Raw genomic sequence first — 21105 nt, 5'->3', positions numbered from 1 at the left:
TAGCCCTGTGGCTTCCCGCGACTGGCGATGCCTACTACATCGCTTTGATCCGCTTTTCTTTCCGGGTGACGTGGTCGCCGCATTTCAATTTCATGAACTCGTCCGCCAGGTTGCGATGCGAGCTCCTGAAGACATACCACGTACCATCTGGAATGCGGCGCTGGTAGATGATTCTGCCGGACTGGCGATGTTCGAAGCAGGAAAGCGCATTGGCGTCACCTGCGGCGCCGTGCCATTTTGCGCGGAAGCAAAGCTTGCCACCTCCAGGAATGAACCAGATGCCGTCGCCATAACCGAGCTTGCCCTTGTCCGAGGTCCAAGCGTTGAATTGACGGCGCTGCACAGCAAAATAGCCCGCACCGTTTCGGCCCCAGAGCCACGACCGGTTCTTATACATCTGGTAGATGCCTTCATCGGGCACCACCTCGGCCTTCATGGCCAGGTCGGCGACTTGCGCCGCCGTCTTGGCCATTGCCGGAAGCTGGAAAGCAACGAGAGCGATGGAACAGCCAACTGCCGTTCCAATGAAATTCCCCAAGACTCGTTTCACGACCCTACCCCTACTACTTGGCGCTACCCAATTACGCTTGCACTTGCACGCGACGCAGTAAGTTTAGGGCAATATGTGCTGGGTAACCCTCCAATCGGGCAGCCCATAGCCACCCAGCCATGGCCACACTTCCTTCTGGTTGAAGTAGACGACCGACGTCAGAGCCGGAAACTCCGAATAGGATTTGCGGGAATCGGCGGCCCATTGCGAAACATATTCCTGCTTGCCGACATAGCCGAGTTCGGCCACCTCGATCGGCTTGTTGAAACCCGCGACGCGGTCATAGCCGGGCTTCAGCGTCTCGGCGAACGTACGGTCACGGCCGGTCTCGTCATTGTCCTTCTTCTGCAGGCCGAACACTGACAGGCCGATGACGTCGACGTAGTCGTCGCCGGGGTAGTATTTCTCCAGGCCCGCTTCGCCTTTGGGTGACCACATGTATTTGGCGGCGGGAGCAGCCTTGCGGCAGATATCGACCTCGCGCTTGTAGGCAGCGATCCAGTCCTTGGGTGCCCAGTTGGCCCACGTGAAGCGGCCGTTCTTGTCCTCCATTTCCTGCGCCCAGCGAATGGTGACCGGGCTCTTCATGGCCCCCACCAGATTGCAGATTGCCTGCATGTTGGCGTCATACTTGCCGCTCAATATGCCGTCGCGCAGTTCGTTCGGGGTAATGCGCCAGTCCTTCGACCAGGTCCACGGCTCGATGGTGATCAAGAGTGACCGGTTGCGCTGAAGGGCATAGGCATCGGCCAGGGGAAGGCTCGCCAGGTCAACGTCTTCCCAAGGCAGGAACAACTCCTCGATGCTCGCGGTCTTGTCGGTGCTGAAGTCTCCGTAGGGATCGTAGGATCCGAACGCAGAAGCCGCACTGCTCGTCTGGACGGGGTCCGTAACCGCAGTGGAGCCAGCACTTCCCGCAGTCGGGAATGTCATGCTTGCGCCCAACGCCAGCGTGATTGCAAGTGCACTTGCCGCACAGTTTTTCATGTTTGTTCTCCATTCACCTCAACTTCCCGTGGAAGTCAAAGCGTCGCCACTGCGCATCGACGCGGAGTCGATACGACCACCCAAAACCAATCGGCTCAGTTGGGGGAATCTGTGGGATTTCCAAGCGATTGGTGGCGCGCGATGCACGAAGCCCACCATTTAGTAGTCTCTCAAGGCACCAACACAAAGGAGCTAGAGAGAGAATTCGCCGCGATACTCACAAATTCGCGTCAACATCCCGATATATCATCCCTGACTAATTTAAGAGCCGGTCGGGGCCAAGAGTCAAGTGCAATTAACAGTTGCTTAACTATGGTGTTCGCAACATGGTTAACGCAGCCCTTGGGGCATGACGGTTCTGTGAAAATTTGGGCCAACCGTCCGCGAACTCTCCAACGTCCAATTTTGCCGGCACGCCATTTCAGACCGGGTACGTGGCCAGTATCCAATGGGAATTCGTATCGCGATTCAATGCGTTAAGTTAACCAGTTCTCAAGGAGCATAGTTAATGAACGCTTAATTTAGTTGACTCTAAGAAAGCGCGGACGGATTCTGGGGCGGGGTTGGAGTTCGTCGGTCTTCGTTTCGGCCGACGTTTCGAGTGGCGGCGGTACGTGTATGAGTATTTCCTCGGCAGGATCCATCAGCGGTAATACCAGGTCGAGACGGCGGCCTGGAGTGGCGCTGGCCAAGGCGGTGGAGGAGGCTCCTTTTCTCGTCCCCGTCCTGTCGGCCACCCAGCAGCGTATCTGGACGTTGGGACTGGCTTGCTGGTCAGTCTCTTTTGGATTTTTCTGGTTCTGGTGGCTGCAGCCCGAGCACGTCGAACACATCTTTCCATACATGTTGGCGTCGCTCACGCTCGTATGGCTGACATGCATGCCGCTGTATTTTCTCGTGAACGTGCATGCGATGAAAAAACCCTCCGGGCTACACACGGTCCCGAAACATTCGAGGGTCGCGATGGTGGTGACCAAGGCTCCGTCCGAACCGTTCTCCGTGGTCGCACGAACCCTCGAGGCAATGCTGGCGCAGGATTATGCGCATGATACCTGGCTGGCCGACGAGGACCCATCCGAGGATACCGTCGCCTGGTGCGATGCCCACAACGTCATGATTTCGTCGCGGCGCGGGCGAGCAGATTATCACCGCAAGACCTGGCCGCGCCGAACGCGCTGCAAAGAGGGGAACCTAGCGTTCTTCTACGACCATTATGGCTATGAACGCTACGACTTCGTCGCCCAGATGGATGCCGACCACGTGCCGACACCATCCTATCTCAGGAAAATTCTGGCCGCGTTTGCCGACCCTGCGATTGGTTACGTTTCGGCGCCTAGCATTTGCGACAACAATGCCGCCGAGAGCTGGTCGGCGCGCAGCCGGCTGTTTCCGGAAGGGATGTTCCACGGCCCCCTACAGTCCGGCCACACCGGCGACGGAACGCCGCTCTGCATCGGCTCGCATTATGCGGTGCGGACGGCCGCGCTCAAGCAAGTCGGCGGCCTTGGCCCGGAATTGGCCGAGGACCACTCGACTTCCATGCTGTTCATCTCGGCCGGATGGCGCGGCGTGCATGCCATCGACGCCATCGCCCATGGCGATGGGCCCCAGACCTTTGCCGATCTTGTCACGCAGGAATTCCAGTGGTCGCGAAGCCTGATGACCATCTTGTTGGAATACTCACCCATCTATCTTTCCAAGCTGACGCCGCGGCTCAAGTTCCAGTTTCTGTTTCGGCAGCTTTGGTATCCGCTGTTCGCCTTCTTCTCGCTACTGATGTATGTCATGCCGATCTATGCACTTTTGTCGGGGCGGAGCTTTGCCAATGTGACTTATGGCGATTTTCTTTGTTACTATGCACCGAATTCCATATCCTTGATTCTCCTCGTGGCGCTACTGAAGGCTTTCGGTTTGTCACGTCCGCTCACCGCAAAAACGATCAGTTGGGAAGGAACGTTGTTCTCCTTCTTTGCGCGTTGGCCGTGGGTGCTGGCGGGCACGTTGTCGTCCATACGTGATTATCTGACCAAGTCGTTCGTCGATTTTCGGGTTACCCCAAAAGGCAGCGGCCCGAAAAATCTCCTGCCTGCCCGCGTTATCGTTCCCTACGTGGCGCTTGCAGTCTGTGCCTCACTGCCGGTCCTTCTCGTCGAGCGCGCTTCGGACGCCACCGGCTTCTACTGGTTCGCGGCCTTCAACGCCTTCATCTACGGGTTGCTCGTGGTCGTGATCATCGCCAGGCACCTCGTGGAGAACAGAATTTCGTTGCGGCGCAATGTCGCTAAACTTGCCTTGCAGGCCGTGCTGGCCAGTGTCGCGCTCTCCGTCCCGGGAGCCGCGTTTTATGACCGTGGCCTGGAAGGCATATATGGACTGCAGCAGGGCGCAGGCAGTGTGCGCATCATTACCGTGGCTTATCCGGTCTCGGGCGCTGGCCGTGGGGGAATCGGAACACGCACGTTCCATTTTGACCCGGGATGGAATCCAGCAGTTGTCAGATAATCGGATCGGAAAAGCCTTGTGAGCCCGCCTTCTCGGACCGATTGCCAAAGCAAAGCGCCGCAACACACGGGATGATGTCTCGATCGCCGGGGATTGAAACCAGCCGTTGATAGAAAATCTCCGTTCATTTTGCCGGGGGTGAATCCGGCACCGATCAGATGCCAGCGGGACTTTAGATGGCGGCGCAAGCACTTGCCTGCTGCTTCACAGGGTCAGATACTTGTTGTTTCGGTGTTCAAGAGAGTAACGTACGGATATCAGTCAGATGGAATCCAATACACGGTCGAGCTCCCTTCGTTACATGCGCTTCTTTCGCGCAAGCTTGCTGATCATTTGCACCGCACTGTTTTCCTGGCTGCTTTTGGGTATCTATCGAAGCTTCATCATCGACCCGCAAACGACGCTACAAGGCTTTTTCGCCGCAATCCCGAGCGGAATTGCCGCAAGCCACTATGACCTGGTTTTTGTCGTATTCCTGACCGCGGCAACCTTGGTCCTGCTTTTCCTGGCGATGGGAAGTGGTTTCGGCACCGGCATCGTTGTCGTCATATTCTATCTTGCGATCTTGGTTTTGCTTGGTTGGGGTTTTGCCAACGTGAATCTCGTCAAGATGCTGAGCGAACCGTTCACTTTCCAATGGCTGGTTTACGGCGACTTCCTGCAGAACGCCGACGCCCAGAGCGCCATGCGCGATGCGTTCAATCTGAGGGACTTTGCGGCTTCGTCCTTGTCCATAGTGCTTGTCCTCGTCCTGGGGTATGCCGCAGCGAGGCTATGCTTGCGGCTAGGGGCAACCGGCCGCTCGATATTTCTGGGCCTGGTAGTCCTGTGCGTTGCCTCGGCACTGTTCGGCACTGAACGCTATCTGCAGGCTGCGGCCCTGCCGGTGGCAAAAATCGAAAACCCGATTGTGCATTTTGTTGAATCTGCCTTGCTCAATCCTTCGCCGGTCGTTTTCACCATGAAAGTCGACGCCAGCGATCCAGACGTCGCCAGTGTTGGAGAACGGCCGGCGGAAACCTCCAATTTCAAAGCGCAATCGCCAAACCCGATCAAGAATGTACTTGTTTTCATGATGGAGTCAGTCCCGTCGAGGCATATCGAGACGTTTGGCGGTAAATACCCCGTAACGCCAAATATAAAGAGATTTTCAGCCGATTCGATGCGCTTCGACAACGTATATGCTCATGCACCGTCTACTCAATATTCCATTTTCTCTTTGTTCAGCTCGATGTACAACGATATATCGTACTACGGAATGACGGCGAGTCATCCGGATCTGCCGCTAAGTTCGATTTCGAGTACCCTGTCCGAGAATGGCTTTCGCACCGCATTTTTCTGGAGTGCGGATTCACGTTTTCAGCGCGTGAATGAATTTCTGCTCAAGAGGGGGTTGGACGTCGTCAAGGATTATCGCGGGCAGAAATGCAACGTTCCCACATTCAGGCTCAGCGATGAAAAATGGAAGAACATGGACTACAACAGCGACCTCTGCACGGCGCAGTCAACAATCGACTGGGTGAATGCGGACTCAGAAAATCCTTTCTTTGCAGTCATGTTCACCGCTATGACGCATTACCCTTATCTGATTGATAGTCCTATGTTTTCGGCGATGCCTGCTTCGTCCAAAGACAACGTCCAGGTTCACTACTCGGATGACGAGAAATTCAACGCTTACCTCAATGCGCTGAAAATCGGCGACCAGGCGCTGGGACAGATCCTTGATTCACTCAAGCAGTCCGGCAAGCCCGATTCCACACTTGTGGTCATACTCGGCGATCACGGCGAGGCATTTGGAGAACATGGTAACTACGTCCATGCCAGTGCGCTATACGAAGAAAACGTCCACATTCCCCTCATCATGATCAATAAGCAGCTTTTTCACGATGATGTAGTCCATTCCGTCGGCGGAATTGTCGATATAGCTCCGACTATCCTTGACATACTAGGCTTGCCGCTCCCTAAGTCATGGCAGGGCCACAGCCTGTTCAGCAAGCAGCGTTCGAATAGGACATTCTTCTTCAGCCCGTGGAGCGGTTATCAATTCGGCTACCGCGAAGATGATCGCAAGGTCATCTTCAACGCGTCCACAGGTAAGGTCGAGGAGTATGATCTCGAGGCTGATCCCAAGGAAAAAGTCAATCTCGTCAAGGACGAAGAGGGCGACCATAGCGAACTGCTGCGGCCCATCGCCGGGTGGGTACAATCGCAGAGGCGGCGCGTGGCGGATATGGTCGCGCAGGCGGAGAAAAGCACGGCACGTTGCCGGATCGCCAGCCTTGAGGTCGACGCCGCTGGCACCAGCTTTGAAGGATCACCTCGGCTCGACGTCCTGGTCGACGGAGAGCCGGTTGGACAGATGGAAGTCCAGGGGGTGGAAAGCAAAGCGATCACCGCTGATGCCATCGTGGCGGAGTTGAAGGCGGCGTCCGCTCACACCGTACCGTTTCGCTTCAATCTCGGCGCCATGCCGAGTCCGCAGAAGATCGAACTGCGCTATGCCAACGATCTCTGGGCCGGGGTCGGCAAGGCGGGCGATCGCAACCTGTTTGTCGGGAGTGTCAGGGTAAATGGCCAGACGGTGCCGAAGAACCGGCTGCGTGTCGACAACAAGGCCGTTGGATTCATCGACGACAGCGGGACCAGCATGTTCAATGATGGTTCGCTGTGGGTCAGCGGCCCGTTTATCGAGGGGTGCATATAGCGCCATGGGTACCTTGAAACGGGTCGCATCGCCAGCGCCGCTTACCGGTATGCGAATTGCAAAGTTCGTTGTGATGCTCAAATCGGTCGGCTTATGGACGGCTGTCTTGCCGCTCGGTCATCCACTCCGATAGCATTTTAGTAAAATCCTATCGAGCGCTCAAATACGGTGTTCACCACGCCGTTTGCGCGAATTTTAATAAGTATCCCCTAATATTCGGGCATGATGTGAATGGCGGTTGACCGTTCGCACGGCGCGGAAGACACCGAAGAATAAATATCTCCGCGTCCAATCGATGGCATTTATCGACAGGGGATAGATGATGAATAAATTCATGAGGGATTTGGCCGTTAGAGGCAGAAACAATGCCTGGTCTTTAGCCGCCGTTGCGGTGATGTCGATGGTTTCCGGTTGCCAGAGCATGGACGCGACCACGACCGGTTCGCTCGCCGCCAAGCCCGTGGCGCATGCGCCCGGCAAGAAGATCCACTACGTCGGCAAGAAGCGGAACCATGTGTTCAGCCGCCAGCGTCTCATGCAGACGGCCAGCGTGACACGTACGACCGAGACTGCCTACGCCGCCTTCGTGCGGCCGCAACCGGCCAGGATCGTCACGCCGGCGCCAGTGAAGGTTTCTTTCCAGCTGGGCAATAGTGGCCCGTTCCTTGGTCATTCCCCGTGGATCTGCGGTCCGAGTGGATTTGGCCAGCGCGCGACCTGCCGCGCGCGTTAGCAAGAGTTCCGCGGGGACGGAATCCGGGCGTGAGTGGTGAGGCGGCGTGGGCCGCGCCGGCCACCCCTCGCGCCCGGATTTTCATTGGCGCCGATACCAATCGACATATGCGTTTGAACCGTCTTCGATCGGCCGTCGTTGCTTGAGGTCGAAGTCTCACGTCGGCCTGTTTTACAGACTGTTGACCCCTCGGCCTGAAGCGCCTCGCTACGGCGCAAAAGGTTGACATCGGTCTTTGCCCGGCTGTTAATGCTCGTATGCCAAGCTGCTGGCCGCGCGGCCACGTGTTGCGTGGATAGGGAGAACGCTCCGTGGTGGCGCGTCCTGGGTCATGATCGTGTCGGCGCTACGCTGGATCGAGATGCGAAAATCGAAATGCGACCGCTGATTGTGCCGACAGCTTCGACCAGATTGCCTTGGCCACGTACAGCTGGAGGGGCGGGGCGCGGCCAGTCTGCCCGGCACATATGGCTTGTGCCTCTGCTGGTTGTTTGTGGCCAGTTGGCACTTGCCGGACCCGCTCACGCGGTCAACGAAAAAAAGCCCAAGCCTGTGGAAGCTGCCGCCAACGTGCCGACGGCTTTTGAGTTGCAGCTTCTCTACTCCGACCGCACATGGCTGTGGAAAGATGGAGCGGCCTATTTCGGACAGACCGGGCGACCCTTGCGGGCGTGGACGTCGGCGCCGGATTCAGCCTCTGTCGCCGAAGGCAGGTGGCTGGTCACCAACGACGGCAAGATGTGCATGGAGGTCGCCTGGCGGTCAAAGAGCTACAAGGGCAAGCAGCAACGCACCTGCTACGGCCACCGCATAAAGGATGGAGCCATCGAGCAACGCAAGGAGCCGAATGGGGAGTGGTACAGCTTCAAACGAGCCCCCGAGGATCCTTCCGACGAATATCGGAAATTCGAAGCGGGCGACACCAAAGGCGCGCAGTTCGAAGAGACACGCAAGCTGATTGATGCCAAGAATTAGGTCGTGTTTCGGTTCATATCGAGCCGATCTGCCTCCTACCCGCGTTGACGCTACCTGCGATTGTGCGTTTCGATTTGGCCACATGGCGGGGCAGCAGACCTCAAGTCTTTCCCTGTTTTGACAGTGGGCTGCTTTTGCCGCGCGCCTGTCGGGGAACTCGCGAATCGCATATCGTAACTCGTCAACGCCTTTCCGAAGTTCCCGGCGTACTATTGCGTTCGATTTTACAGAACGGCGAGACGTCAGGCATTCGCACGGTATAACTTATAAGCGCATTCTAATATTTCTGTGCGATGCTGGTTTGAGTGGTTGCTCATCAGCGTGAATGTGGCCAAAGAATACCATGTCGCAACGCGCTCTCGGCTCGACAGGAGGGGATACATGATGGTCAATTTCGCAATGCACGCATTGCGTCCTGCCAAATACAATTTATGTATCGTCGCGGCTGTGGCGATGATTTCGGGTTGTCAGGGTCTCGATGCGGCCCGAACCGATGCGGTCTTCATCGAACCTGTCGTTCATCCGCTCCGCAGCAAACCCGCCGTCCAGCCGATCTACGTCATGTATCAGGTTCATACGCTTAGAGCCGACCCTGAGATTCTAATGACGAGCACGGCGCCGTCGACTGGGAGTACATACGCTTTTTCGTCACCGCAGGCGATCAAGGTCCGCACGCTTGGACCTGTGAAGGTCGCTTTCAGCCCTGGCGATGGTGGTCCGCTGCTGGGCAGTGCGCCCTATATCTGCAGCCCGAGTGGATTTGGCCGGCTCGCCAGTTGCCACCCCCGCTATCTCTGACCTATCGAGCGGCGACGGGTGTCGCCGCATCGCTTGACGGCAGTTTCGAAGGTTTCGTCTGCAGCCCGAAGAAGGGGGCCGCGGTTCTGACGATCGTGTCGATGTCGGAAAGCTGCGGAACGAAGCCAAGATGCGCGCGTGCCTTGCCCGGATCGGCATAGAGTTCGGCCGGATCTCCCGGGCGCCGGGGCCTGAAGACGGCAGGAACCGGTCGTGAGGTTATTCGGCTGACCGCCTGTATGATCTCCTTGATGGATATGCCCCGCCCGGTGCCAAGGTTGACCGCCAGGCTTTGTCCGCCGCCCTCGAGGTGCTGGAGCGCTATCAGGTGGGCGCGGGCCAGATCGCTGACGTGGATATAATCGCGCACGCAGGTGCCGTCCGGCGTGTCATAGTCCGTGCCGAAGACCTCGATTTCGTTGATGATGCCCGACGCCGCCATCAGCACCCGGGGAACCAGATGCGTTTCGGGTGAATGCCATTCGCCGAGCTCGCCGTCAGGATCGGCACCGCAGGCGTTGAAATAGCGCAGGATCGCAAACTCCATCCCATAGGCGGATGCATAGTCGCCAATGATCTGTTCTCCCATCAGCTTGGTGCGCCCGTAAGGGCTGATCGGATTTTGCGAAGAGGTCTCGCGAATGGGCAACGCCTCCGGCACGCCGTAGGTTGCGCAACTGCTGGAGAAGATGATGTTGTCGATGCCGTGTGCGTGTGCCGCGTCGAGCATGGCGATGGTGCCGGTCACATTGGTCGAGTAATAGTCCGCCGGCTCGTTAACGGATTCCCCGACATAGGCCAGTGCCGCGAAGTGGATGACCGATGTCGGCCGGTAGGTCCTGATCGCCGCTCGGAGCGCATCCGGATCCCGAATATCGCCAACGACCAGCGGACCCCAGGCGACGGATTTCCGGTTGCCGCGGCATAGATTGTCGAACGCCACGGGCAGATAGCCGGCCGCCGCCAGCAGCTTGCAGGTATGACTGCCGATGAAGCCCGCTCCACCTGTCACCAGGATCGCCGGTCGGCTCATGAAGCGGCTGCTCCGGTGAACCTCCGGCTGCCGTAAAGCAGGGTGTCGAAATAGTCGACGGTGTGCTCGAGCCCCTGGGCCAGGTTGATCCTCGGCTCCCAACCGAGATTGTCCCTGGCGAAGGAAATGTCCGGCTTGCGTTGCCTCGGATCGTCGACCGGCAGTGGCCGATACACGATCTTCGATCTGGAGTTGGTGTAGCTGACGACCAGCGTCGCCAGTTCCATGATCGTGAATTCGCCTGGGTTGCCGAGATTGACCGGATGGGCGGGCGCATGCGGCGCATTCATCAGTCGCATGAAGCCCTCGATAAGGTCGTCGGCGTAACAAAAGGAGCGGGTCTGCTGGCCGCTGCCATAGACGGTCAGGTCCTCACCGCGCAGCGCCTGGACGATGAAGTTCGAAACCACGCGCCCGTCATCGGGCTGCATGCGGCGGCCGTAGGTGTTGAATATGCGGGCGACGCGGATATCGAGGCCATAGGTCCGCGAATAGTCGAAGAACAGGGTTTCTGCCGAACGCTTGCCTTCATCATAGCAGGACCGCGGACCATGCGTGTTGACGTTGCCGAAATAACTCTCGGGTTGTGGGTGCACGAACGGGTCGCCGTAGACCTCGGAGGTCGAGGCCTGAAAAATCTTGGCGTTGTTCCGGCGCGCGAGTTCCAGCAGGTTCAGCGCACCGAGAACGCTGGTCTTGAACGTATGGATCGGATCCGCCTGGTAGTGCGGCGGAGAGGCAGGGCAGGCCAGATTGTAGATTTCGTCGAAATCGAGGTCCGCAGGCAGCGGATCGATGATGTCATGCTCGATGCAGGTGAATCTGGGATCACGCAGAAGGGCGCTGAGATTGTATCTCTTGCCGGTGTGGAAATTGTCCATGGCGACGACGTCATACCCATCCCGCAAAAGCCGTTCGCACAGATGCGACCCCAGGAAGCCCGCGCCCCCGGCAACCAGGGCGCGACGTCGTTTTTGGTGGGACTCCCTTTGACCGATTCCGGATCCCAGTTTCAGGACCTTGATGACCTTGTTCATGCTTACCCCTTACGCAACGCGTACGCTACCGCCGAGCCGGGACAAACAGCCCAGCTACGCCTTGAGAACGAGACAAACCCTCCACATCAGCGGATTTGCCAACATTGATGTGCGTTAATTGTTCTTTGGGTTTGGCGAGCCTACGCCGCACGGTTTACGTGACGTCGCTCACCCGTCTCCACGACCCAAAATCGCGATCACACGCCCAGTGCCACCATCGTCGATTGCTCGCCCAAATTGCACATCCCAACGCCACAAAAATATACCTGTGGAGAACATAGTCAACTAAATTAGTGGTTCCTTAACCATAACAATTTGCAAATGGTTAACCCTCGAATGGGTTTGAGCCGGCAACGCCTGACGGCCTTCGTCCGAGAACGGATACTCGTTGCAGATCAGGAGCTTGGATTGGCTATTTGACGCAATGTCGGGGTCTTTGGTAGCCGCGGCACGAAGATCAACACGGCCTCCTGGATCTCCTCGCCGGTGGCGCCGGCGCGCTTGGCGTCCTGCGTGTCCGACAGATGCAGTAAGTGCACGGAATCTGCGCCGCCACTGCCAGCGAGGTCAGCGGCTTGACCTTTGGCGGCAGTACCGGCTTGTCATCGGGTTCGACCGCCTTGACCTCGGCCCAGGCTCCGGGCAGACCGGCTTTGGGCACCTGTTTCACGAAGCTCGGCACGCCGCCCATGGTCGACTGGATTTCGTTGAGCGTTGCATCGTAGTCGTCCGCATGGGCAGATACCGCGGCCAGCATCAGCGCACCGCCGGCGGCGAGCAGCAAGGTGTGGCGTATGGAAGAGGGCGCGGATGAAGGAATGCGATAGGCAGACACGATTCGAGCTCGGGATCGACATGCTGCTGGACGAGATGGAGCGCCTGCGCGACGCTGCCGGCGCGGGCCGGTTGGCCCGCAAGGTATGATTACAAGGTGGCTGTCTGAATGCGCTTTCTGTTTGTCCTGATCCTGCTCGCCGGCCTCGGTGTCGGCATCCTCTATCCCTGGGCAATGACCAATTTCTCCGGCCATGAGATCGGCACCTGGCGCGTTTACGAGCAGGGCCGCTTCAAGCCGTTGACCGTGTCGCTCTCGGGTCGTGACGCGCCGGTGCGGGTCCTGGTCGACCTGACCGCGCGGGCCGAACGCATCGTTTCGCAACAGCGCACAGTGTTGACGCTGACCGCCGCCAGCAACGGCCGCACGGTGCTTGCCTCGACACTGCAATTCAACCATGCCGACACCCCGCGCCAGGTCAGCCCGCAGCTGCCCGACAAGATCTTTCGCGACGAGGCCGGCGTTATCGCCACCATCAATTCAGGTCCTTATGTCTTCACCGTCGGTCCGGGCGATGCCGAAGACATCCCGATGCGGGCGGTCGATCTCGTCTTGCGCTCCGGCGTCGGCGAAACCGACCGGCGTGCGCGGCCGGTTGGCTTCTCGCTGATGGCGATTGGTTTGATCGGCTTCCTGTTTTCGTTGCGTTCTGGCGGCAGCCGGCCGGAGAATCCGAATTCGCAACCACCGCCGCCGCGCTGGGGCAGGGGTTGACGCATGTCGCCCGAAAGTGTGCAGCGGTTTTTGGGGCAACGACATGTGTAACGGCAACAGATCATGAACTACCGCCACGCCTATCATGCCGGCAATTTCGCCGATGTCGTCAAGCATGTCGTGCTGACGCGCCTGCTCGATTATCTCAAGCAGAAGGACAAGGCGTTTCGCGTCGTCGACACCCATGCCGGCATAGGCCGCTACGATCTTTCGTCGGTCGAGGCGCAGAAGACCGGCGAATGGCAGGGCGGCATCGGCAGGCTGATCGGCGCCTCGTTCGAGGCGAAGGCGGGCGCCCTGCTGGCGCCCTATCTGGAGGCGGTTCGGTCGCTCAATGCCGAAGGCGGCGTGAAGAAATACCCGGGCTCGCCGCTGCTCGCGCGTCATCTCCTGCGCAAGCAGGACAGGTTGTCGGCGATCGAACTGCACCCGAAGGACGCCGCGAAGCTGAAGGCGGAATTCGCCGGCGATTTCCAGGTGAGGGTGATGGAACTCGACGGCTGGCTGGCGCTCGGAGCGCATCTGCCGCCGAAGGAGAAGCGTGGCCTGGTGCTCATCGATCCTCCCTTCGAAGAGGAGGGCGAGTTCGGTCGTCTCGTCGACGGGCTCACAAGGGCTTACAAGCGCTGGCCCGGCGGCCTCTATGCGCTGTGGTATCCGATCAAGGACCGCAAGGCGGTCATCGCCTTCAGGAAGGCGCTGAAGCAATCCGGCATCCCGAAAATCCTCGACATAGAATTCGAGATCAGGCCGGCCTCTTCGGAGCCCAGCCTCGATGGCAGCGGCATGATCGTGGTCAACCCGCCCTTCACGCTGGAAGGCGAATTGCGAACCGTGCTGCCGGCCCTGCACAGATTGCTCGCCTTGGAAAAGCCGGCGCATTGGTCGCTGGAATGGCTGGCCGGGGAGTAGGCGTAGCGACGTCCGCGACCTTCGCCGGAAGCACCACTTCTGGTTATGGCGATTTTAGAGCTGGAAACCAAGACAAATACAACCGCTTGACCGCCGCCAAGCGAATCCGCACAGTGCGGGCAATCGACCTTGAGAGGCTGTCATGACTCGCTTCGCCAAATCCGCCCTTGCCGCCCTGATTTCGCTCTGCACCCCGCTTGCCGTGCCTCTCGGCGTGACCCAGGCGGTGCAGGCGGCCGACCTTGGCGTCTATTCCGATGACGATGGCGGCGTCTGCGGGCAGCCCTGGGTGCTGAGCAAGATCACCAGCCGCTTCTCCTACCAGGTGCATCACGTGCCGCATCTGCCGGACGTGCAGATCACCGACTTCCAGCGCATCCACCAGCACCGCTACCTGCCGGCCAACGACACCTGGCCGATCGGCCGCCGCTATTGCGGCGCCACCGTCAGTCTCTCCGACGGCCGCGCCCGCACCATCTGGTATCTGATCGAGGAAGGCCAGGGCTTTGCCTCGATCGGCGACAATGTCGAGTTCTGCGTCGCGGGCTTCGACCGCTGGATGGTCTATAACGGCCGCTGCCGCGTCCTGCGCTAGACGCAACTTTCCATTCTCGATGGCTTGGGCGCCTGCGGTTCGATCAACCGCAGGCGTCTTGCTGTGTTGACAGGAGGCGCGATCCCTATCCCGGACAAACGCCAGCAGAGTGTGAATTTGGAGATCGCTCGATCGCAGTCCTATTTCCTGCGTTGCCCGGCCTCGGCCTGATCGATGATCTTGCGAAGAAAGGCAATGTGACCGCGAAAGGCCCGCCGCCCAATCGTCGTTGCCTTGACCCGGGTCTGCGGCCGCCGCCCGACGAAAAGCTTTTCAACGTCGACATAGCCTGCTCTCGCCAGCGTATCGAGATGTGCTCCGAGATTTCCATCAGTGGTTTCGATCATGGCCTTCAACTGGGTAAACTCCAGCGCCTCGCGCCTTTCCAGCGTGTTCAGGACGGCCATGATCCGCAGCCGTGTAATCTGATGGATGATCTCGTCGGCACTCATCGTTCGGCTCCACTGCGGCAAAGCCCTGGGCCGTTGCCATGCCATTTGGCGGTCGCGCGCGGCGATCGTGTCACTTGCCTTGGTGCGGTCGAAATCAACGCGCCCAACTTTTCTCTTGCAGAATACTCTGCTGTGCAGAGTTATCCGTCAACTCACCGCAAGTGACGAACGTATGCTTGACAAGGTGATCGTCAGATCGGTCGTTGCGTCGCGATCGTGATCCGCATGGACTGTTCAAATACAGAAGATGAACGTCTCGACGAGGTGGCAGGTCGCGATATTCGCGGCCGAAGATCGTGCGCGAAGCTGCTCGCTAATCTTCTGAGCTTCATGGTGGCTCCGCATCGAGAATGCCTACGTGAAATTGCTGACGATATCAGAAGATCAACAGCGGATTTTCGCGATGATGAGTGCGATCGTGTCTCGATCTCAACGAAAATTTAAGCTGAGAAAATCATACCATTGCTTCGCTGGCTAGCGAGCCGCGAGTCAGATATGCATTGCGCGCCGGGGTCATTCACGGCCATCGGCATAACGTGAAGGGGCATGACATGGCTAAGCAGTCATCTAAAGCGCCGGCATCCAAGGCACCGGCAAAGAAAGCACCCGCAAAAGCAGTCGCGGCGAAGGCCGCAACAGCAGTGAAGAAAGCAGCGCCTGCGAAGGCGGCAGCAAAGCCCGCAGCGAAAGCAGCACCGGCCAAGAAGCCGGCTGCGGCCAAGGCCGTGGCGAAGCCCGCCGTGAAGAAGGCGGCGCCCGCCAAGGCAGCGGCAAAGCCGGCGGCTAAGGCCGCACCGGCGAAGAAGCCTGCGGCCAAGGCCGTGGCGAAACCCGCGGCCAAGAAGGCCGCGCCCGCCAAGGCAGCGGCAAAGCCCGCCGCGAAGGCAGCAGCGAAGCCAGCCGCGAAGGCAGCAGCGAAGCCAGCCGCGAAAGCAGCAGCAAAGCCGGCCATGAAAGCAGCCGCTGCCGCGACCAAGCCCGCGGTGAAGAAGGCCGCCGCGCCGAAGGCCAAGGCAGCGCCTGCGAAGGCGAAGGCTCCGGCCAAGAAGTAGACCGGTCGTTGGGGCGTCGCCTTTCCCTCGGGACCTGGCAAGGACGCTCTGACGCACTGGACCGAAGCAAGTCCGGCAGCGGGTTCAGCCCTGAGGGCTGAACATCGGGATGGGACCGAGGGGCAAGCAAAGCGAGGCGCCGGTTGGCTGCCTCGCTCGCTCTTTGGATTGTATTCCTGCCGCGATTGGCGAAGGCCTCGGCGCAACGCCGTGAGGCTTGTGAGATGCGACCGCAGAGTACCGTCAGCCTGCCTAGTCGTTCGCTGGCGTTTTCCAGCGTACCAGTCTGTAGGCTTGTCGATGATGTCTGGAGCGGAAACCGCAACCGGTTTTTGGCTGTTGTTTTCTTGCCCTCTGGCGATTGATCGCGAGCGCCTGTCCAGTCAACACTGGATGCCTGCAAACAGGAAACCGATCATGCCGAAGCTGCTCTACGCATCCACCTCTCCCTATAGCTCCAAGGTAAGGATGGCCGCGGCCTATGCCGGCGTCGCGATCGATCTGGTGGCGGTCAAGACCGAGGACAAACCGACGGAGCTGACCGGAGCAAATCCGCTCGGCAAGATCCCGGTGCTGGTGCTCGACGATGGCCGTTCGGTACACGACAGCCGCGCCATCACCCAGCACCTCAACCGGATTTCGAAGAGCGCGCTGTTCCCGCGCAATCCCGACAAGCGGCTGGAAGCGGAAGTGCTGGAGGCGCTGGCCGACGGCATCTGCGATTGCGCGCTGTCGATGGTCTATGAGCGCCGCACCCGGCCTGAGGAGATGGTCTATCAGCCCTGGCTCGACCGGCAATGGACGAAGATCACCGCCGCGCTCGATCTGCTCAATGCCAACCCGCCTAAACTGCCGAAGAAGATCACCGCCGGGCAGATGGCTTTGCGTGCCTGCCTCGGCTATCTCTCGCTGCGTTTCGCCGGCAAATGGGAAAAGGGCCGCGGCCGGTTGACCCGCTGGGCGGCGCGCTTCGACGAAAAATTCCCGGAATTGACGTCCGCGATTCCGGCGTGAGAGTCGTCTCAATCGCGGGCGTAAGATGGAGGCTATGTCCATGTCTCGCCGGAAGGCACAGCCGGCGCGAACGAACTCGGAGCTTTGGGTTGATCTTGCGCTCCGGTTCGTCGAAGCGCTGCTGGCGAAGACTAAGCAGCGAACGATCTGAAAACATCTTGGATAATAAAAAAGCCGGGCGCGAGGCCCGGCTCTTTCGTGTCGTGGCTTGAACGACTTAGAACTTCATACCGACGCCGAAGGTGACGCGGTTGTCCGTCGCCTTGACCTTGCCGATACCGTCGAAGCTCTTCGAGCCAAAGTCGGTGTAGCGATACTCGACGCGGCCGAACACATTGTCGGTCAGCTTGATGTCGGTGCCGACGCCGGCGGTCCAGCCGAGCATGGTAGCGGTGTCGCTGGCCGGAATGACGGAGTCTTCCACCTTCAGGCTTCTGCCGGCGAGACCGCCGGTGCCGTAGAGCAGGATTTCCGGGGTCACAGCGTAGCCAAGACGGGCACGCAACGAGCCTTCGAAGCCGCCCTTCGAGTGGATTCCGTTGTCGTCACCCTTGACGCCGTTGTAGCCGAGTTCGGCTTCACCACCGTACACGAAGTTCTCCTGCTGCCACTGGTAGCCGCCGAAGACGCTTCCGACAAAACCCTTGGTGTCGGTCGAAACGCCGAAATCCTTTTCCTTGGTACGGCCGCTAAAGCCATAGCCAACGTTCAGACCGGCATAGGGGCCGGCCCAAGATGCTACAGGCAGTTCGGCAACCGGGGCGGGTGCCGGCGGCTCTTCCTGAACGACGTCCGCAGCATAAGCGGTACCACCGAGGGCGAAGAGCCCGAGCGCAACGGCCAGCGGCCTTGCGAATTTGAGATTGGCTTGCATTGTTCTTTACTCCTTAAGCCACAGGACACAGGCTTGTTTCTCACGATCGCCATCAACCCGTCCGGGGGGTGAAACGGATCTGGCGTTCGTCGGTTCCAAATGTCGTGTCAAAATGCGGCTGAAGCGAACCTGAACTTGGGTCATTCCCCGGCGCGAATGAGGCAGAACCTTGACGTTGCATCTTCGCAACAGCGAATTGTCAGCAGCCATTTCATGCTGCGCTGCACACCGCTTGGTGCAAGGACTCCGGCGTCCTATATTGCGGTTCGGCGGTCGCTAGTCCAAGACGAGTCGGCATGCCGAACCGGGCCTTTCGCCACAATGCTGCCCCAGGAGCGAACGCTGTTTAACGCATGGCGGGCCATATTTCGTCGGCATCGTTTTTTCGAGCCGAAATTGAGGGTTGACACGAGATGAGCAAGGCCACTGCCGCGGCGCTGGTGACGGGCGGGGCGAAACGGATCGGCAAGGCAATCGTCGAAGACCTCGCCAGTCATGGTTTTGCTGTAGCCATCCACGCCAATCGCTCGCGCGGTGAGGCGGATGCCTTGGCCGCCGAGATCAACCAATCTGGCGGCCGCGCTGCCGTGGTGAGCGCCGACCTGACGGACATGGACGCCGTCACCGATCTCATTGGCCAGGCTGAAGCCGCGCTCGGCCCAATCTCGCTGCTGGTCAACAATGCTTCGCTCTTCGTCGACGATTCCGTTGAGGATTTCGACTGGAAGGCCTGGGACCGCCACTTTGCCATCCATGTGAAAACCCCGGCACTGTTGGCGCGGAATTTCGCCGATGCCTTGTCCGAAGGGCGCGACGGGCTGATCGTCAACATCATCGATCAACGCGTCTGGCGGCCGACGCCGCGCTATTTCTCCTATGCGCTGTCCAAATCCGCGTTGTGGACCCAGACGCAGATGCTGGCGCAGGCGCTCGGCCCATGCATTCGTGTCAACGCAATCGGTCCGGGGCCGACGCTGAAGAATGTGCGCCAGGACGATTCCGATTTCGATGCGCAAGTCGCAGGCCTGATCCTCAAGCGCGGCCCGGAATTGCCGGAATTCGGCGCCACCATCCGCTATCTCTGGCAGGCACGCTCGGTCACCGGCCAGATGATCGCGCTCGATGGCGGCCAGCATCTTGCATGGCAGACGCCCGATGTGACAGGCATGACGGAATGAGTCCTTTGGATCACAAGAACAAGGCGCGCGGCGGCGCCGACGATCTTCCTCCCGAAATCGACCTCGAGGACGAGGCGCTCGAGGAGATCGTCGAACCTGCCGGCCCGGATGTCGCCTTCACGGCCATCGACTGGACGCCGCATGCCGGCGACGCCGAAGGCATGGTCGGCGCCGAGGTGATCCAGACGCTGGTCAAGCGGCTGCCCAATGCGCCCGGCGTCTACCGCATGATGAACACCGCCGGCGACGTGCTCTATGTCGGCAAGGCGCGCAGCCTGAAGAAGCGCGTCACCAACTACGCGCAAGGGCGCTTCCACACCAACCGCATCGGCCGCATGGTGCGCGAGACGTCGACGATGGAGTTCGTCGTCACCCGCACCGAGATCGAAGCGCTGCTGCTCGAAGCCAATCTCATCAAGCGCTTGCGGCCGCGATTCAACGTTCTGATGCGGGACGACAAGTCGTTCCCCTATATTCTCCTGACTGGCGACCATGTCTCGCCCGGCATTTACAAACATCGCGGCGCGCGGTCGCGCAAGGGCGACTATTTCGGCCCCTTTGCCTCGGCCGGCGCCGTCGGCCGCACCATCAATTCGCTGCAGCGCGCCTTCCTGCTGCGCAGTTGCACAAACTCGTTTTACGAGAACCGCACCCGGCCGTGCCTGCTCTACCAGATCAAACGCTGCGCCGGGCCCTGCACCGGCGAAATCTCGCATGAGGGCTATGCCGAATTGGTCGCCGAAGCGAAGGACTTTCTCTCGGGCCGCAGCCAGAAGGTGAAGACCGAAATTTCGGCCGCCATGCAGCAGGCCTCGCAAGACCTCGACTTCGAACGCGCCGCCATCTATCGCGACCGCCTGGCCGCCCTGTCGCATGTGCAGAGCCATCAGGGCATCAATCCGGCGACCGTCGACGAGGCCGACGTCTTTGCCATTCATCAGGAAGGCGGCCAAGTCTGCATCCAGGTGTTCTTCTTCCGCACCGGCCAGAACTGGGGCAATCGCGCCTATTTCCCCAAGGCCGATCCGGCGCTGGAAGCCGCCGAAGTGCTGGGCTCGTTCCTGGCGCAGTTCTATGACGACAAGCCGACGCCGCGCGCCATCCTCCTGTCGCACGGTGTCGAGGACCAGGAACTGCTGGCCGAGGCGCTCTCCACCCGCGCCGGCCGCAAGGTGGCGATCTCGGTGCCGCAGCGCGGCGAGAAGAAGGATCTGACCGACAACGCCTTGCAGAACGCGCGTGAGGCGTTGGGTCGCAGGCTGGCCGAAACATCGACGCAAGGGCGGCTGCTTGCCGGTTTCGCCGAGACCTTCGGCCTGGCGAAGCCGCCGGTGCGCATCGAGGTCTACGACAACTCGCACATTATGGGCACCAATGCGGTCGGCGCCATGGTTGTCGCGGGACCGGAAGGGTTTGTCAAAAACCAGTACCGGAAATTCAACATCCGGTCGACCGAGATCACGCCGGGCGACGATTTCGGCATGATGCGCGAGGTGATGGAGCGCCGCTTTTCGCGGCTGCTCAAGGAGCATGGCGACGTTGCGGTGCCCGATGATGCGGCCTCGGGCGAAGCGCGTGATGACATCGAAGACGATATTTCCGGCAGTTTCCCGGCCTGGCCCGACGTCATCCTGATCGATGGCGGCCAGGGCCAGATGACGGCGGTTCGCAAGATTCTCTCGGATCTCGGCATCGAGGATCGCGTTGTCGCCATCGGCATCGCCAAGGGGCAGGACCGCGATGCCGGTCGCGAGCGTTTTTTCGTCAGGGGCAGGGACTCGTTTTCGCTACCGGTGCGCGATCCCGTGCTCTATTTCGTTCAGCGGCTCCGCGACGAGGTCCATCGCTTTGCCATCGGTTCGCACCGGGCGCGCCGCAAGAAGGAGATGGTCAAGAGCCCGCTCGATGAGATCGCCGGCATCGGTCCAGGCCGCAAGCGGGCGCTGCTGTTGGCATTCGGCACCGCCAAGGCGGTCAGCCGTGCGGCGGTCGAGGATCTTGTCAAGGTCGACGGCATTTCCGAGCAGGTGGCCAAACTGGTCTACAATCATTTCCACGAGAGCTGACGGCCAGGGCGCTATTTTCATCTGGCCAATCGATTTTGGCCTGTTGACCCCCTACATCAGCTTCTGATTTGAGTACGCAGGCAGAGAGAGTCCT

At 59.7% G+C, this 21105-nt stretch carries 19 protein-coding genes; 12 read left to right on the top strand and 7 right to left on the bottom strand.

The window, feature by feature from the left end:
* Window positions 1-34: 34 nt before the first annotated feature.
* Window positions 35-550, bottom strand: a complete 516-nt coding sequence (locus tag A3AU_RS0113375; RefSeq protein WP_027053284.1) for a DUF995 domain-containing protein — start codon at window positions 548-550, stop codon at window positions 35-37.
* Window positions 551-613: 63 nt separating this feature from the next.
* Complete coding sequence (locus tag A3AU_RS0113370; protein ID WP_027053283.1) at window positions 614-1537, bottom strand: glycoside hydrolase family 26 protein; 924 nt, start codon at window positions 1535-1537, stop codon at window positions 614-616.
* Between the two features lie 618 nt (window positions 1538-2155).
* Between A3AU_RS0113370 and A3AU_RS0113365 the strand changes: the two genes are divergently transcribed.
* The 5 genes from A3AU_RS0113365 (at window position 2156) to A3AU_RS01000000135380 (ending at window position 9249) form a co-directional block, all read left to right on the top strand.
* Window positions 2156-4039, top strand: coding sequence for a glycosyltransferase family 2 protein (locus tag A3AU_RS0113365; RefSeq protein ID WP_027053282.1), 1884 nt, complete (start codon window positions 2156-2158; stop codon window positions 4037-4039).
* Between the two features lie 265 nt (window positions 4040-4304).
* On the top strand, window positions 4305-6743 hold the full coding sequence (locus A3AU_RS0113360) for a sulfatase-like hydrolase/transferase (RefSeq protein WP_081709520.1): 2439 nt from the start codon (window positions 4305-4307) through the stop codon (window positions 6741-6743).
* Between the two features lie 421 nt (window positions 6744-7164).
* The gene (locus A3AU_RS0113355; protein WP_245235475.1) at window positions 7165-7476 is read left to right on the top strand and encodes a hypothetical protein; all 312 of its coding nucleotides are present in this window, start codon (window positions 7165-7167) and stop codon (window positions 7474-7476) included.
* Window positions 7477-7698: 222 nt separating this feature from the next.
* Window positions 7699-8451: a DUF995 domain-containing protein gene (locus A3AU_RS01000000135385; protein ID WP_245235474.1), complete on the top strand. Its 753-nt coding sequence runs from the start codon at window positions 7699-7701 to the stop codon at window positions 8449-8451.
* A gap of 381 nt (window positions 8452-8832) precedes the next feature.
* Entirely contained in the window at window positions 8833-9249 is a 417-nt protein-coding gene (locus tag A3AU_RS01000000135380) for a hypothetical protein (protein WP_032917351.1), read from the top strand.
* 1 nt (window position 9250) lies between these two features.
* Here A3AU_RS01000000135380 and galE read toward each other — a convergent pair whose 3' ends face one another.
* The 3 genes from galE to A3AU_RS1000000136845 form a co-directional block, all read right to left on the bottom strand.
* Window positions 9251-10282 (bottom strand): UDP-glucose 4-epimerase GalE, encoded by a 1032-nt coding sequence (galE, locus tag A3AU_RS0113340; protein WP_027053278.1) that lies wholly within the window; start codon window positions 10280-10282, stop codon window positions 9251-9253.
* Window positions 10279-11319 (bottom strand): UDP-glucuronic acid decarboxylase family protein, encoded by a 1041-nt coding sequence (locus A3AU_RS0113335; RefSeq protein ID WP_032917317.1) that lies wholly within the window; start codon window positions 11317-11319, stop codon window positions 10279-10281. The genes galE and A3AU_RS0113335 overlap by 4 nt, the downstream gene beginning before the upstream one ends.
* A gap of 457 nt (window positions 11320-11776) precedes the next feature.
* Window positions 11777-12154, bottom strand: coding sequence for a hypothetical protein (locus A3AU_RS1000000136845; protein WP_245235473.1), 378 nt, complete (start codon window positions 12152-12154; stop codon window positions 11777-11779).
* A gap of 108 nt (window positions 12155-12262) precedes the next feature.
* Here A3AU_RS1000000136845 and A3AU_RS0113325 point away from each other — a divergent pair, with 108 nt between their 5' ends.
* The 3 genes from A3AU_RS0113325 to A3AU_RS0113315 all read left to right on the top strand — a co-directional run bounded on the left by A3AU_RS0113325 (window position 12263) and on the right by A3AU_RS0113315 (window position 14375).
* Window positions 12263-12868, top strand: coding sequence for a hypothetical protein (locus tag A3AU_RS0113325; RefSeq protein ID WP_027053276.1), 606 nt, complete (start codon window positions 12263-12265; stop codon window positions 12866-12868).
* Window positions 12869-12931: 63 nt separating this feature from the next.
* Window positions 12932-13780 (top strand): 23S rRNA (adenine(2030)-N(6))-methyltransferase RlmJ, encoded by an 849-nt coding sequence (locus A3AU_RS0113320; RefSeq protein ID WP_027053275.1) that lies wholly within the window; start codon window positions 12932-12934, stop codon window positions 13778-13780.
* Window positions 13781-13922: 142 nt separating this feature from the next.
* Window positions 13923-14375, top strand: a complete 453-nt coding sequence (locus tag A3AU_RS0113315; RefSeq protein WP_027053274.1) for a hypothetical protein — start codon at window positions 13923-13925, stop codon at window positions 14373-14375.
* A 140-nt stretch (window positions 14376-14515) separates the two neighbouring features.
* Here A3AU_RS0113315 and A3AU_RS0113310 read toward each other — a convergent pair whose 3' ends face one another.
* Complete coding sequence (locus A3AU_RS0113310; protein WP_027053273.1) at window positions 14516-14827, bottom strand: transcriptional regulator; 312 nt, start codon at window positions 14825-14827, stop codon at window positions 14516-14518.
* A 641-nt stretch (window positions 14828-15468) separates the two neighbouring features.
* Between A3AU_RS0113310 and A3AU_RS1000000137850 the strand changes: the two genes are divergently transcribed.
* Together A3AU_RS1000000137850 and A3AU_RS0113300 are read left to right on the top strand one after the other, a co-directional pair.
* Window positions 15469-15879, top strand: a complete 411-nt coding sequence (locus tag A3AU_RS1000000137850) for a hypothetical protein (RefSeq protein WP_209444648.1) — start codon at window positions 15469-15471, stop codon at window positions 15877-15879.
* 417 nt (window positions 15880-16296) lie between these two features.
* A complete protein-coding gene (locus A3AU_RS0113300; RefSeq protein ID WP_027053272.1) occupies window positions 16297-16893 on the top strand; it encodes a glutathione S-transferase family protein in 597 nt (198 codons plus the stop codon).
* A 217-nt stretch (window positions 16894-17110) separates the two neighbouring features.
* On the opposite strand, the gene A3AU_RS0113290 is transcribed toward A3AU_RS0113300, so the two are convergent.
* Window positions 17111-17767, bottom strand: coding sequence for an outer membrane protein (locus tag A3AU_RS0113290; protein ID WP_027053271.1), 657 nt, complete (start codon window positions 17765-17767; stop codon window positions 17111-17113).
* A gap of 413 nt (window positions 17768-18180) precedes the next feature.
* Here A3AU_RS0113290 and A3AU_RS0113285 point away from each other — a divergent pair, with 413 nt between their 5' ends.
* Complete coding sequence (locus A3AU_RS0113285; RefSeq protein WP_027053270.1) at window positions 18181-18945, top strand: SDR family oxidoreductase; 765 nt, start codon at window positions 18181-18183, stop codon at window positions 18943-18945.
* On the top strand, window positions 18942-21011 hold the full coding sequence (gene uvrC / locus A3AU_RS0113280; protein WP_027053269.1) for an excinuclease ABC subunit UvrC: 2070 nt from the start codon (window positions 18942-18944) through the stop codon (window positions 21009-21011). The genes A3AU_RS0113285 and uvrC overlap by 4 nt, the downstream gene beginning before the upstream one ends.
* Window positions 21012-21105 lie beyond the last annotated feature (94 nt).

Origin of the sequence: Mesorhizobium erdmanii USDA 3471 (assembly GCF_000472705.1) — a bacterium.
Taxonomy (GTDB): domain Bacteria; phylum Pseudomonadota; class Alphaproteobacteria; order Rhizobiales; family Rhizobiaceae; genus Mesorhizobium; species Mesorhizobium erdmanii.
The sequence above is the reverse complement of the archived record's forward strand: the minus strand, read 5'-3'. Positions and strand labels throughout refer to the sequence as shown.

Bases quoted from the DNA above. Each gene is read 5' to 3' on its own strand.
- A3AU_RS0113370 (WP_027053283.1), bottom strand. From the start codon at position 1,537: ATGAAAAACTGTGCGGCAAGTGCACTTGCAATCACGCTGGCGTTGGGC.
- A3AU_RS0113365 (WP_027053282.1), top strand. From the start codon at position 2,156: ATGAGTATTTCCTCGGCAGGATCCATCAGCGGTAATACCAGGTCGAGA.
- A3AU_RS0113360 (WP_081709520.1), top strand. From the start codon at position 4,305: ATGGAATCCAATACACGGTCGAGCTCCCTTCGTTACATGCGCTTCTTT.
- A3AU_RS0113355 (WP_245235475.1), top strand. From the start codon at position 7,165: ATGGACGCGACCACGACCGGTTCGCTCGCCGCCAAGCCCGTGGCGCAT.
- A3AU_RS01000000135380 (WP_032917351.1), top strand. From the start codon at position 8,833: ATGATGGTCAATTTCGCAATGCACGCATTGCGTCCTGCCAAATACAAT.
- galE (WP_027053278.1), bottom strand. From the start codon at position 10,282: ATGAGCCGACCGGCGATCCTGGTGACAGGTGGAGCGGGCTTCATCGGC.
- A3AU_RS0113335 (WP_032917317.1), bottom strand. From the start codon at position 11,319: ATGAACAAGGTCATCAAGGTCCTGAAACTGGGATCCGGAATCGGTCAA.
- A3AU_RS0113325 (WP_027053276.1), top strand. From the start codon at position 12,263: ATGCGCTTTCTGTTTGTCCTGATCCTGCTCGCCGGCCTCGGTGTCGGC.
- A3AU_RS0113320 (WP_027053275.1), top strand. From the start codon at position 12,932: ATGAACTACCGCCACGCCTATCATGCCGGCAATTTCGCCGATGTCGTC.
- A3AU_RS0113315 (WP_027053274.1), top strand. From the start codon at position 13,923: ATGACTCGCTTCGCCAAATCCGCCCTTGCCGCCCTGATTTCGCTCTGC.
- A3AU_RS0113310 (WP_027053273.1), bottom strand. From the start codon at position 14,827: ATGAGTGCCGACGAGATCATCCATCAGATTACACGGCTGCGGATCATG.
- A3AU_RS0113300 (WP_027053272.1), top strand. From the start codon at position 16,297: ATGCCGAAGCTGCTCTACGCATCCACCTCTCCCTATAGCTCCAAGGTA.
- A3AU_RS0113290 (WP_027053271.1), bottom strand. From the start codon at position 17,767: ATGCAAGCCAATCTCAAATTCGCAAGGCCGCTGGCCGTTGCGCTCGGG.
- A3AU_RS0113285 (WP_027053270.1), top strand. From the start codon at position 18,181: ATGAGCAAGGCCACTGCCGCGGCGCTGGTGACGGGCGGGGCGAAACGG.
- uvrC (WP_027053269.1), top strand. From the start codon at position 18,942: ATGAGTCCTTTGGATCACAAGAACAAGGCGCGCGGCGGCGCCGACGAT.